This window comes from Thiothrix litoralis, from assembly GCF_017901135.1.
Taxonomy (GTDB): domain Bacteria; phylum Pseudomonadota; class Gammaproteobacteria; order Thiotrichales; family Thiotrichaceae; genus Thiothrix; species Thiothrix litoralis.
Window position 1 is genome coordinate 2,723,475 of the sequence record NZ_CP072801.1, and the last position, 12,723, is coordinate 2,736,197.

At 51.0% G+C, this 12,723-nt stretch carries 12 protein-coding genes; 4 read left to right on the forward strand and 8 right to left on the reverse strand.

What is annotated here, in order from left to right:
* Window positions 1–18: 18 nt before the first annotated feature.
* The 4 genes from J9253_RS13180 to coq7 all read left to right on the forward strand — a co-directional run bounded on the left by J9253_RS13180 (window position 19) and on the right by coq7 (window position 4,584).
* Window positions 19–2,028 carry a cytochrome c biogenesis protein ResB gene (locus J9253_RS13180; protein ID WP_210221403.1) on the forward strand — a complete coding sequence of 670 codons (2,010 nt, stop codon included), beginning with the start codon at window positions 19–21 and terminating at the stop codon, window positions 2,026–2,028.
* Window positions 2,003–3,181, forward strand: coding sequence for a c-type cytochrome biogenesis protein CcsB (ccsB, locus tag J9253_RS13185; RefSeq protein WP_210221404.1), 1,179 nt, complete (start codon window positions 2,003–2,005; stop codon window positions 3,179–3,181). Before J9253_RS13180 ends, ccsB begins: the two co-directional genes overlap by 26 nt.
* 89 nt (window positions 3,182–3,270) lie before the next feature.
* The gene (locus J9253_RS13190) at window positions 3,271–3,924 is read left to right on the forward strand and encodes a thiol:disulfide interchange protein DsbA/DsbL (RefSeq protein ID WP_210221405.1); all 654 of its coding nucleotides are present in this window, start codon (window positions 3,271–3,273) and stop codon (window positions 3,922–3,924) included.
* A 15-nt stretch (window positions 3,925–3,939) separates the two neighbouring features.
* The gene (gene coq7 / locus J9253_RS13195) at window positions 3,940–4,584 is read left to right on the forward strand and encodes a 2-polyprenyl-3-methyl-6-methoxy-1,4-benzoquinone monooxygenase (protein WP_210221406.1); all 645 of its coding nucleotides are present in this window, start codon (window positions 3,940–3,942) and stop codon (window positions 4,582–4,584) included.
* On the opposite strand, the gene lipB is transcribed toward coq7, so the two are convergent.
* From lipB to ppa, 8 genes are all read right to left on the reverse strand, one after another.
* Entirely contained in the window at window positions 4,581–5,207 is a 627-nt protein-coding gene (gene lipB, locus J9253_RS13200; RefSeq protein WP_210224626.1) for a lipoyl(octanoyl) transferase LipB, read from the reverse strand. The two genes, coq7 and lipB, sit on opposite strands and share 4 nt — an antisense overlap.
* A gap of 26 nt (window positions 5,208–5,233) precedes the next feature.
* Window positions 5,234–5,515: a YbeD family protein gene (locus tag J9253_RS13205; protein ID WP_210221407.1), complete on the reverse strand. Its 282-nt coding sequence runs from the start codon at window positions 5,513–5,515 to the stop codon at window positions 5,234–5,236.
* Between the two features lie 23 nt (window positions 5,516–5,538).
* Entirely contained in the window at window positions 5,539–6,780 is a 1,242-nt protein-coding gene (locus J9253_RS13210; protein ID WP_210221408.1) for a D-alanyl-D-alanine carboxypeptidase family protein, read from the reverse strand.
* Between the two features lie 61 nt (window positions 6,781–6,841).
* Window positions 6,842–7,660: a septal ring lytic transglycosylase RlpA family protein gene (locus J9253_RS13215; RefSeq protein WP_228291382.1), complete on the reverse strand. Its 819-nt coding sequence runs from the start codon at window positions 7,658–7,660 to the stop codon at window positions 6,842–6,844.
* A gap of 76 nt (window positions 7,661–7,736) precedes the next feature.
* Window positions 7,737–8,873, reverse strand: a complete 1,137-nt coding sequence (mltB, locus tag J9253_RS13220; protein ID WP_210221409.1) for a lytic murein transglycosylase B — start codon at window positions 8,871–8,873, stop codon at window positions 7,737–7,739.
* A 44-nt stretch (window positions 8,874–8,917) separates the two neighbouring features.
* The gene (gene rodA / locus J9253_RS13225; RefSeq protein WP_210221410.1) at window positions 8,918–10,030 is read right to left on the reverse strand and encodes a rod shape-determining protein RodA; all 1,113 of its coding nucleotides are present in this window, start codon (window positions 10,028–10,030) and stop codon (window positions 8,918–8,920) included.
* Window positions 10,023–12,038 carry a penicillin-binding protein 2 gene (mrdA, locus tag J9253_RS13230; protein ID WP_210221411.1) on the reverse strand — a complete coding sequence of 672 codons (2,016 nt, stop codon included), beginning with the start codon at window positions 12,036–12,038 and terminating at the stop codon, window positions 10,023–10,025. The genes rodA and mrdA overlap by 8 nt, the downstream gene beginning before the upstream one ends.
* Before the next feature lie 50 nt (window positions 12,039–12,088).
* Window positions 12,089–12,643 carry an inorganic diphosphatase gene (gene ppa / locus J9253_RS13235; RefSeq protein ID WP_210221412.1) on the reverse strand — a complete coding sequence of 185 codons (555 nt, stop codon included), beginning with the start codon at window positions 12,641–12,643 and terminating at the stop codon, window positions 12,089–12,091.
* Window positions 12,644–12,723 lie beyond the last annotated feature (80 nt).

Consider the following 12,723-nt stretch of genomic DNA (forward strand, 5'->3'; position numbering starts at 1 on the left):
AAACATGATTTTTGTGGTATGAGAAACTCCCCAGCCTCCAGTACGCGCCTGATCAACTTCCTCGGTTCAATGAATCTGGCCATCAGCTTGCTGGTGGTGGTGGCGGTTGCCTCCATTATCGGAACTGTTCTCCAACAAAATCAACCATACACGGACTACCAGATCAAATTTGGCCCCTTCTGGTTTGACTTATTCCGGTCACTGGCTTTGTATGATGTCTACTCTGCCTTATGGTTTCTGGCCATTCTGGCGTTTTTAGTTATTTCCATCGCCACTTGCGTTGGGCGCAACACCCCTGGTGTGCTGCGGGAACTCCGGCATTTTCGCGAAAATGTGCAAGAAAAATCGCTACGGGCGATGAAGCACCAAAGCACTCTTAGCACTGCGCAAAACCACGAGCAGGCTCAAGCGCTGGCAACCCGTATCTTGCACGGCCAAGGCTTCAAAACACGCCAAAAAATCGATGGCAATCATACCGTCGTCGCAGGCATGAAAGGCGGCATGAACCACTGGGGTTACTGGCTAACGCACGTTGGCATGATTGTCATTTTCCTCGGGGGTCTGATGGATAGCCGCCTGCCGCTAATGATTGCCGAGTGGCAGGGCAACCTGAAGCCCGAAACCCGCAATATTCCAGCCGGTGAAGTACCCGCCATCAGCCAACTCCCCACATCCAGTTTCTCTTTCCGTGGCTCAGTCGATATTCCTGAAGGCAGCCGTGCCAATATCCTGTTCCAGCCGATGCGTGACGGCTATCTGGTGCAGCATCTGCCTTTTGAAGTTGAGGTGAAAGAATTCCGTGTCGAACATTATTCGACCGGGATGCCCAAGTCCTTTGAAAGCGATCTGGTTATCCACGACAAGGATTTGGCAAAACCGCTGGAAACCACTATTTCCGTCAATCACCCGCTCATTTACAAAGGCGTCGCCATTTACCAAGCCAACTTTGGTGACGGTGGCTCAGAAGTCAAACTGCGTTTGCGCCCTTTCAGCACCCGCTACGCCCCGCAGGATCTGGATGGCAAAATCTTTGGCGATTACAAACTCACCAGTTCCGACCAGCAATACACACTGGAACTGAAAGACTTCCGCCTCTTCAATATCAATGATATGGAAGGTGAAGACGGTAAAGTTAAAAAGAAAAACGTCGGCCCCAGCATCACCTTCAAACTGCGTGATGCCACCGGGCAAGCGATGGAATACCAGAATTACATGAACCCGCTCAGCATCAAGGGACAAATCTATTACATCAGCGGGGTACGTGCCTCACCGAATGAGCCGTTCCGTTACCTGCATATCCCGGTTGACCCGAAAGGTGGCATGGAACGCTTCATGAAATTCCTCGCCAATATGCAAAATCCCGAGATGGTAAAGCAAGCGGCCATTGAAACCACCCGCAGCTCCATGCAGCAAACCAAGTTGCAAAATCCCGAGATAGAGAATCAGGTCATCGAGTCGATGGTGCGGCTGACGGAACAATTCTCAAGCAAAGGCTCCGAAGGCATTATGCAGGAAATTGCTGCACGCTTCCCGGAAGACAAGCGTGAAAATGCCGCCGAAGCCTTTATGAAAGTCCTGAATGCTTCACTGCGCGGGGTATACGCCGAAACCCTGAAGCAGGAAGGTGGCAGTGGCGAACCCAACGATGCCGATTGGTTATTCTTTGATGACAGCATTTTAGCAGTCGACAAAATTGCCGCCTATGGCTCACCTTGGCTGGTACAACTGAGCAGCTTCAAACAAATTGAAGCCTCTGGCCTGCAAATCACCCGCTCTCCCGGTAAGGATGTGGTGTACTTCGGCAGTGCCATGCTGGTTTTAGGGGTATTTCTGCTATTTTACGTGTCGCATCGTAGAATATGGGTCTGGATCAAGCCAAACGGCGACCACCAGTCGGACATTGTCGTGGCAGGCAGCAGCAACCGCAACCAGCCCGAATTTGAACGCTATTTTAATCACTTGCAGGGAATTTTCCAGCAAGCCATGGCACATGAGGTGAAGCATGTCAGTTCCACAACAAACGATTGAATCCCTGATTGAACGACCCAGCCTGTTCCAGCAACTAGGCTTGCGTGACTGGATATGGGCAGCGCTAGTACTTGCTGCTACAGCCTTTGTTTTTACCAAATATGGCAGCATTATGGATGGCTATGAAATTGGCATCCTCGCCATGACCGCCCCCGGCCTGATTGGTTTGGGTTGGTACTGGAAAGCCTTCCAACCCTACGCACTGGCGGTTGCTGCTTTCAGTCTACTGGGCATTTGGCTGTATGGTGGCAATTACGCCAATGCTGAAGTGGTGTTTGGCCTGAAGTTCCTGGTCTCTAGCCAGTCAGCCGTGATGTGGATGAGCGCCCTGTTTGTGATGGCTACCGTCACTTATATCGGCGGCTTGGTAGCCAACAACGAATTCACCCTAAAAACAGGTACAGCACTGACTTGGGCAGCGCTGATCATGGGTCTGACTGGCTTGATGGTACGCTGGTATGAAACCTATCTGGTTGACCCGGAATTCGGTCATATTCCCGTGAGTAACCTCTATGAAGTTTTCATCCTGTTCAGCATCATCACAGGCTTGTTGTACATGTTTTATGAAGGCCGCTACAAAAACCGTTCACTCGGTGGTTTTGTGCTGCTGGTCATTAGTGCTGCGGTGGGCTTCTTGCTGTGGTACAGCTATAGCCGTGGTGCTGATAAAATTCTCCCGCTTGTGCCTGCACTGAAAAGCTACTGGATGAAAATCCATGTTCCCGCCAACTTTGTGGGTTACGGCTCTTTTGCCCTGGCTGCGATGGTCAGCGTTGCGTATTTGTTGAAATCCAAAGGTGAGCGGCATAATCCCAACGGGTTAATGGCAAAACGCCTCCCCTCACTGGAAATGTTGGATGACATAACCTACAAAGCCATCGCCTTGGGCTTTGCCTTCTTCACCATTGCGACCATTCTGGGTGCCATGTGGGCCGCCGAAGCTTGGGGTGGCTACTGGTCATGGGATCCGAAAGAAACCTGGGCATTAATTGTCTGGTTAAACTATGCTGCATGGCTGCATTTACGCTTCTCCAAAGGCTGGCGCGGTGAACCGATGGCATGGTGGGCTATTGTTGGTTTGTTTGTTACCCTGTTTGCTTTCTTGGGCGTGAATATGTTTCTCTCCGGCTTGCATTCTTACGGTGAACTTTGAAACCCATCCCTGAGTCTAACAAGGGCATTCCATTAAAATAACCGAATGACACTGTACTTAAATAAACACAAAAGGGAGATATTGAACCGATGAAACGCGCATTGAGCCACACCCTCGGCTTTATGATGGCCGCACTGTTTGCCCTCACTGGCTGCATTCCTGAGTCCAGCCATGCAGAAGAATTCAAAGAAGGCACCCAGTACGTGACCATTTCACCTGCCATTCCAACCCAAGCACCTGCCGGGAAGGTTGAGGTAACGGAGTTGTTCTGGTACGGCTGTCCACACTGCTACTCCATGGAACCAACCATTAACGCTTTCCTCAGCAAAAAACCGGACAATGTTGTCTTCCAACGTGTTCCCGCCACGCTGAGTCCGCGCTGGGTCTATCATGCCAAACTGTTCTATGTCGGGCAAATGCTGGATCCTGATGGAGCCAAGCATGTCCACACCAAAATTTTTGAAGCGATCCAGAAGCAGCGCCGCCAAATCAACGATGACGCATCCATGACCCGCTTTTTCGTGGAACTGGGTTTTAGCGCCGATCAAGTCAAAAATGCCCTGAACTCCATGGAAATGAAAGCCATGATGGCACGGGCAGATGAAGTCGGCACCAAGTCCAAAGCAGACTCCGTTCCGGTCATCATCGTCAATGGTAAATACCGCACTAGCCCAAGCATGGTCAGCAGTGAAGACAAGCTATTGCAAGTCATTAATTATCTGGTAAAACACGAATCCAAGTAATACAGGGAGAGTGATATGCGCAAATTCAGCCTACTGGATAAAGTCCTGACCGAAATTGACCAGTCATTGCGGGTGGTTCATGCCACCGCACCGACCACCGAACGCCCTAACCCGGCAGACGGTGTGCAGGCAACGGCTCCTCTCAGCGAGGACGACCGCAAGCTGATCAGCAGGCTGATGCGCATTAACCACACTGGCGAAGTATCTGCCCAAGGTTTGTACCGTGGGCAGGCACTCACCGCCAAACGCGAAGACATCCGTGAACAGATGGAACGTTCCGCCATGGAAGAGAACGACCACCTGAACTGGACAGATAAACGCTTACAAGAACTCGGCGGCAGAAAAAGCCTGCTGAACCCGTTATTCTACTGGGGCTCCTTCACCATTGGCGCGGTCGCAGGCAAAATCGGCGACAAATGGAGTTTAGGTTTCGTCAAAGAAACCGAAGATCAGGTCATCAAGCATCTGGAAGAACACATCAACCAACTACCCGCCCATGCACTGACCGACATGACCATCCTGCAAAAAATGAAAGCCGACGAAATGCATCACGGTGAGGTAGCCATGCAAGCAGGGGGAGCCAAACTACCCTTCCTCGCACGTAAGTTGTTAATGCCGCTGATGTCGAAAGTCATGACCAAAAGCACCTATTACGTTTAATCCTGTCGCCAGTCCAGCACGGTATACTGTAAACGGGTTGCAAGATACCCGCATAACTCACCGGCAAGCTCCATCGGCGTTTGCCCTACCCCCAAATCCTTGCACTGCGTCACCTGCAAACCCGCATAACCACAAGGATTAATCCGCTGGAACGGTTCCAGATCCATATCCACATTCAGGCTCAAACCGTGGTAAGTACAACCTTTGGCAACCCGCAAACCCAGCGCCGCAATCTTACAGCCTTGCACATACACGCCCGGCGCATCCCGATCACCTGCCGCAGCAATACCATAATGCGCCAGCAAATCAATCACGGACTGCTCAATCTGCATCACCAGTTCACGCACACCGAGTGCTTTGCGGCGAATATCCAGCAGCAAATAAACCACCAACTGTCCCGGCCCGTGGTATGTCACCTGCCCACCCCGATCAATCGGGATCACAGGAATAGCGCCCGGCGCCAACACATGCTCCATCTTGCCATTACGCCCTAACGTAAACACGGGCGAATGCTGCACCACCCAGATTTCATCAGGGGTATTCTCACCCCTGTTTTGGGTGAATGCCTGCATCTGCTGCCACACCGGCACATAATCTTGGACACCCCACACCCGCACCTGCAAAGTGTCAGTAATGCCGCCTACAACATTTACAGTGCCCACAACACCAGCTCACAGGCTTTCAAGTCCTGATACACCGCATTGATCTGATCCTTGCTGGTTGCACGCAGGTTGACCGTCAGGCTATGGTATTTCCCAGTCGAGCTGTCACGGCGCTGCACATGCTCATCCGGGTTGAAACCGTCATCATGGCGGCAGACAATCTCGCAAATGCGCAGATGAAACTCAGTATCCGCACGACCCACTATCTTGATTGGAAAATCACAGGGAAATTCCAGTATCAATTCTTCCTGATCACCAAAACGTTCCACGTTCTGTCCTCACTTGTTCCCGTTTAATCGGCGAACAATTTCTGGATACCATCCATCATTCGCCGCCACCAGCCGCCCTCAGCAACATCTTCCAGTGCCAACAACGGGGATTCCTTGACAATTTTACCCAGCTCCCGATCGGTAATGATCACGGTGCCCAGTCTGTCACCGCGTTTAATGGGGGCGTCAATGCCTTTATCAAGCTGCATACCGCCTTTCAACTGATCATAGCGACCTTTCACAATACTAATGAACAAGTCATCGGTCACGCCCGCTGGAACCTCAGTTTGATCGCCTTTCCAGACCCGCACGTTAGCCAGCACCGCACCTGCATTGTATAACTGGTGTGTTTCAAAGGTACGGAAACCGTACTCCAGTAGTTGCTGACTAATATTGGCGCGGGCATCATCGCTTTTAGTCCCCAACACCACAGAAATCAGGCGCATATTATCGCGCTTGGCAGAAGACACCAGACAATAACCAGCCGATTCGGTGTGCCCGGTTTTCAAGCCATCGACGGTGGGATCGCGGAACAGCAAGCGATTGCGGTTTTGCTGCTTGATATTGTTATAACTGAATTCTTTCTCGGAATAGAGCTTGTAACGCTCTGGGAACTCGGTAATCAAGGCACGCACCAATGTCACAATATCACGCGCCGTGGTGTAGTGGTCTTTAGCAGGCCAACCCGTGACATTCATGTAATGGGTATCTTTCATGCCCATCTCAGCCGCCGTCTGGTTCATCCGCTGCACGAAAGCCTCTTCGCTTCCCGCTATATACTCCGCCAGAGCCATTGCCGCATCATTGCCGGACTGGATAATCATGCCTCGTAACAGCTTCTCAAATGGAACTCTTTTACCCAACTCGACAAACATGCGCGAGCCTTCCATTCTCCAAGCTTTTTCACTGATCAGTACCTGATCATCCAGTTTGACCTTACCTGTACCCAAGTCCTGATAGACTAGGTAAGCGGTCATCAGCTTGGTAATGCTCGCTGGCTCAATGCGCAACCCAGGGTTGAGACCCGCCAGCTCTTCACCACTCTGGAAATCCACCAACAAATAATTCCGCGCCTCAATTTCTGGCACACCAGAAGCCATCGCAACAATCTCAGGTGGAATCGAGGAGTCGTTGTAAGGTGCAGTCGACAGGTCGCTCGGCGCTTCCTCCTCACCTGACGACGGAGCAGGCTGCTCAGCAGCCATGGAGAGACTACCTGCCAGTAACCCTACTAGCAGTAACAGTTTAATAATCCTTGTGAGCATGAACAGTCCTTTTACTGATGCTAATTATTTTCATGAGAACACTACGGTAACGGAGCAGGCGCTACCGCGCAACTACCTTGAAGTTTGCCAAGCCGTTACTTTCCAGTATGTCCTTCACATTATCAATTTGATCCTGACTATACAGGGGGCCAACCCTGACCTGATACATTTCACGCCCGTTTTGCTGGGCGGTTGCCATTTCAGTCTTGGCAAGACCCACCGATGTCAGGCGCACAAACATGTCAAGGGAGGTATTTTTATCCGGCCAAGTACCCGCAATGACATAATAGGGTTTCGACTTGTCGACTGGCTCAGCAGGTTTTGCCACCTGAGTATTGGCTTTGGCAACACCCCGTGCTTCAGGGGGAAGCTGATCCGGTGAAATAGCTGCCACTTCCACAGGCGCACCACTACGTGCCTTGATACCCAGGGCATTAGCCGCAGCAAAGGACAACTGGATCAAGTCGCCGCCCTCAAATGGCCCACGGTCATTGATACGCACAATAATCTGCTTACCATTCTGCCGGTTAGTCACCTGTGCAAAGCTGGGCAGAGGCAACGTCCGGTGTGCGGCAGAATAACCATACATATCAAAGGCTTCACAGCCTGCTGTTTCCGTCCCCTGATACTCGGCACCGTACCACGCAGCCGTACCTTTTTCCGCATAACCAGCGGCAGAATTCAGCACTTGATAGGTCTTGCCTTCAATAGTGTAAGTCGGGTCATTGCCACACCCGCCTTGCGCCTTGGCACTGGTATTACCATCCACCAGAATAACCGGGGCTGCCGATTTTTTTGTACTATTGCTGCTGCACGCCGCTAATCCCATTACCATGCAAGCCAACAGAATCCCTGAAAATCGCCAGTTTATTGTCATCATATTTTCCAGCTTTTATTACCCAATCATTAACGCCCCCTACCCTCAATCAGGGTAAAGGGCGATGTTAGTATAGCCCTTAAAAACCAAACTTACGCTTACGGATTTCTTGTGCAAGCTGATGTACCGCCATCGCGTATTTGACGCTAGGGTTGTAACGGGTGATGGCATAGAAGTTTTCACCGCCTACCCAATATTCATCGGTTGTCCCATCCAGCTTGATCAGGCTGACCTTCGCCGAGTTAATCGGAGCCTGTGGCCTAACCTCGCTGGCAGCCAAGTCACTCAAGGTACGTGAAGGTTTTTTCGCGGTCGTTTCGGCAATACTAGCATACCCATTACCGGAAATATAAGCAGGCACTGCCACGCCTGCGCCACGCTTCCAGCCATTTTTGGCGAAGTAATTCGCTACACTGGGGATAGCATCCTGCGGATCCCACAAGTCACGTTTGCCATCACGATTGCCGTCAATGGCATAACTACGGTAGCTACTGGAAATAAATTGCCCCAGCCCCATTGCCCCCGCATAAGAACCACTGAAAATCTGCGGTCTGACTTTTTCCTCACGTGACAACAGCAAAAACTGCTCCAGCTCTTTCTGGTAAAAACTGGCTCGCCGTGGGAAATCGAACCCCAAACTGGTTAGCGCCTGCAACACATTATGCTTGCCGGTATTTTTACCGTACTGGGTTTCCACCCCGATAATCGCCACCAGATACGCTGTATCCACCCCGTACTGGCGGGTAGCGCTATCCAGCAGCACGGCATGACGGTTCCAGAAATCCACCCCACCATTGATACGCGTTTCGGTCAGGAAAATGGGACGGTACACCTGCCAGGCCTGCCCTTCAGTCGGCGCACTAGCCTTGGTCAATGCCGCTTGATCGCGCTGCACCCCGGAAAATGTCTGTTCCAGAAACGCAATATCGAAACCATGCTGATGATTCATCTTACCGATAAACTCACGCAACTCAGGATAATTCGCGTAGTCTCCTCCCAAGTCACGGGGAGCATTCACTGTCACCACGGGTGGCCTGATGACAGGCGCTTGCACGTTCTGATTATTGGCCGGGGGATTGGTTGCAGATGGCGCAAATACCCAAGGCCATTGCGCCCCGGCAGTCGTACAGCCCCCCAACAAACTACCGACAATGACCAGCCCGGCTAACTGACTGAGCGACTGTTTCCATTGGGCTGAATCATGCGTGACTCTCATTACTCCATCTCCTGATCTATTGAGGAGAGCTTGAAAATCCGTCTTCAGCTATCCCGTTGATAAATGCGTTTGCGTTTTCTCATGCCCATGATAATACCGAAAGACATCATTAGTGTGACCACAGAAGTCCCCCCGTAACTCACCAAGGGTAGCGGTACACCAACCACCGGGAGCAGCCCGCTGACCATGCCGGTATTCACAAACAAATAAAAAAAGAATGACACACTCAGACTTCCACCCAAAAGTCGGGCAAAGGTATCCTCACCCTTACTGGCAAGGTATAGACCACGCCAGATAATAAATAAGTATAAACTCATTAAAATCAGATTGCCCACCAAGCCGAATTCTTCACCGAATACCGCAAAAATGAAGTCTGTGTGCCGTTCTGGCAGGAAGTCCAGATGCGATTGATCCCCTTGCATCCAACCTTTTCCATCAACCCCACCAGACCCAATCGCAATTTTTGACTGATAAATATGGTAGCCAGTTCCCAATAAATCAGATTCCGGGTCGAAAAGCGTTTCGATACGTTTGCGTTGGTACTCATGCATTCCGAAAAAGTACATCAAAGGCGCTGCCGCACCGATGAAAAGGATCCCGCCCCCAATCAACCACCAGGACATGCCTGCCAGATAGATCACAAAAAAGCCTGAAGTCGCAATCAACAACGACGTACCCAAGTCAGGCTGCTTCATAACCAGCAGCATGGGAACTAAGACCAATAACAGCGCAATAACGACATCCACAAAACGCGGCGGCAACGGTTTTTCAGAGAAGTAATAAGCGACCATCATCGGCACAGCCAACTTCATGATTTCTGAAGGCTGTATATCCATACCAATATACAACCAGCGCTGCGCCCCTTTTTTAGTGACCCCCACAATCAAAACCAGCACCAGCAATACCACGCCGATACTGTAAAGCCACACCGCCCAATGCCGCAGGGTTTTACTGGAAATCTGCGAAAACAATACCAGCAAACCCAACCCAATGGTGAAATGGATCGATTGGCGCTGTACCTGCTCCAGATTGGCGTCGCTGGCACTGTACAAGGTCGCCAACCCCAAAAAAATCAGCAACGACAATACCGCCAACAACACAGCATCGACCCGCTGCAAGGCAACCACCAACCAAGAAGGGAAAAGGCTATTAATCATGTGTACCCCCGGCTTTTTTGAGCTTTGTTTTAGTTTTGGTTTTCACAGCGGCTTTTTCTTTCGCGTCAGCCTTCTCGGTTTCTGGCGACACTTCCTGTTTAGGTTGCACCACGACCCCTGCTGGTTTCAAGACATGATCCCCGTACTGTTGCAACAAATAAGCATCCATGATCTTACGACCGACGGGGGCTGCGGTATGCCCACCACTTCCTGAAGAGTTTTCAATAATGACCGCCACCGCAATTTTGGGGTTTTCCACAGGCGCAAACCCCACAAACAGGGCATGGTCACGCAAGCGCTTGGCAATACGTCCGGCATTGTATTTACCGCCAGCTAATCCAAAGACTTGCGCCGTACCTGTTTTACCTGCAATCCGGTAGGCTGCCCCAGCACCCGCCGCCCGTGCCGTACCACCGGGGCGCATCACGTTTTCCATCCCCTGTATCGCTAAATTCCAGAAACGCGCATCCGTCTCAATGGGCGGAAAAGGCTCAGGCTTGAGTACTTTTTCTTCCTGATTACGCGCAGTACGCACCCCGCGTAAGACATGCGGTTTCAAACGTATACCGTGATTAGCAATAATTGAAGTCGCATGAGCCAGTTGCAGCGGGGTTGACAGCCAGTACCCCTGACCGATACCGATATTGACCGTGTCGCCAGGAAACCAGCTACGCTTGTGACGTTTCTCTTTCCATTCCCTAGTCGGCATCAAGCCAGACGACTCTGAAGGCAGGTCAATCTCCGTCTTTGCCCCAAAGCCAAAGCGACTCATGTAGCTCGAAAAGCGATCAATACCCATGCGATAAGCCAAGTCATAAAAATAGGTATCGCAGGATTGTTGAATCGCATATTTAAGGTCAACTGAACCGTGACCACGTTTGTTCCAGCAGCGGAACACATGCTTTTGCCCCGACAAGCGGAAAAAGCCGGGGTCATAAACCCGTGAACCCGGTGTCACCACCCTTTCCGCCAGACCAGCCACCCCTACCATCGGCTTAATGGTGGAACCGGGGGGATACGCAGCCTGCAAAGCACGGTTAAACAAGGGGCGACCGGGGTCATCGCGCAAGCTGGAGTAATCTTTTTGCGAGATCCCGTCGATGAACAAATTGGGATCAAAGGTAGGCAAACTGGCCAACGTCAATACCTCACCGTTGCTGGGGTCTATCGCCACAATGGCACCCCGCTCGCCTTCCAGTAATTTTTCCGCCAAGATTTGCAGGTTAATGTCTATGCCAAGGAATAGCTCCTGCCCGCCTACCTGCTCCTGTTTGCCAATTTCATTCTGCTTTTTGCCATGTGCATCCACCTCAATCAGCTCAAAACCGGCCTTCCCGTGCAAACGGTCTTCGTGGGACGCCTCCACACCCGATTTGCCAATATGGGTTGTACCTGTGTACTCATCCTTATCTACCCGCTCCAGATCGCGGGTATCAATACGCCCGACATAACCAATGACATGGCTAGCCGTATTGAGCAAAGGATAATAACGCTCCATGCGCACTTCCATCCTGACCCCCGGAAAGCGCGGGCGATTGACAGCAAATACCGCAATTTCTTCTTCGGTCAGATTTTCCCGGATCGGGATAGACTGGTATTTGAAACGACGCGCCTGAGTTTTGAACAGGCGTACATCCTTCTCCACCAACGGAATGACCAAACCAAGCCTAGCAATAAGGCCATCGACATCCGCCAGCGTTGAGCGCCCATCCCCATTTTCATCACCAACATTATCGCGCACCACTTCGAGAACATATTGGGTGTGGCTATCCGCCAACAGAACACCGTTACGGTCATAAATCTGACCGCGATTCGGCGGAATGGGAATACGTTTCTGGTAATGCTGGCGGGAAAGTTCCGAATATTTTTCGTGCTGCGAAACCTGGAGCTGGTAAACCCGCCCCAGGATCGCTAACAAGGCAAACAGGATAATAACGCCCGCCACAATAGCACGCACATTGAACATGTGCTGCTCATCGCGCTCCAGTTTAATTGGTCTATCACTCATAAATTGCTAATGAGCATCCTGCCAGCCTGAAATCGGGCGACTATAGCAGATTATGAGAAGGGAATCTCCTCTGGTTGTTCGATCTCATAACGCTTGATGCTATCCATGATTTCCTGCTTGGCTTCTTCAATACCAGCCCAGCCTTCCACCTTGACCCATTTGCCTGCATCCAGCTCTTTGTAACGTTCAAAGAAGTGCTGGATCTGGCTCAACAGCAGCTTAGGCAACTGCTCATAAGACTCGATATCACGATACCCTGATGACAGATTATGGGCTGGAACCGCCACAATTTTCGCATCAATCCCCGACTCATCCGACATTTTCAGCATCCCGACCGGGCGCACTGGAATCACGCAACCGTGCATCAATGGCGTAGGTGAAACCACCAACACATCCGTTGGGTCACCGTCTTGCGCCAACGTATGGGGAATAAACCCATAATTTGCAGGGTAAAACATCGGTGTAGACAGGAAACGGTCAACATACAAAGCGCCGCTTTCCTTATCCAGCTCGTATTTGACAGGCGTGGACAATGCCGGGATTTCGATGATGACATTCACGCAATTTGGCACATCACGCCCTACAGGAACTTTATCAATATTCATTGTTTACTCTACCGTTGTGTACAAATCACGGTATTATAACCCCTGTTACGAATTCTCACAGCAACTAACCACCACTACTT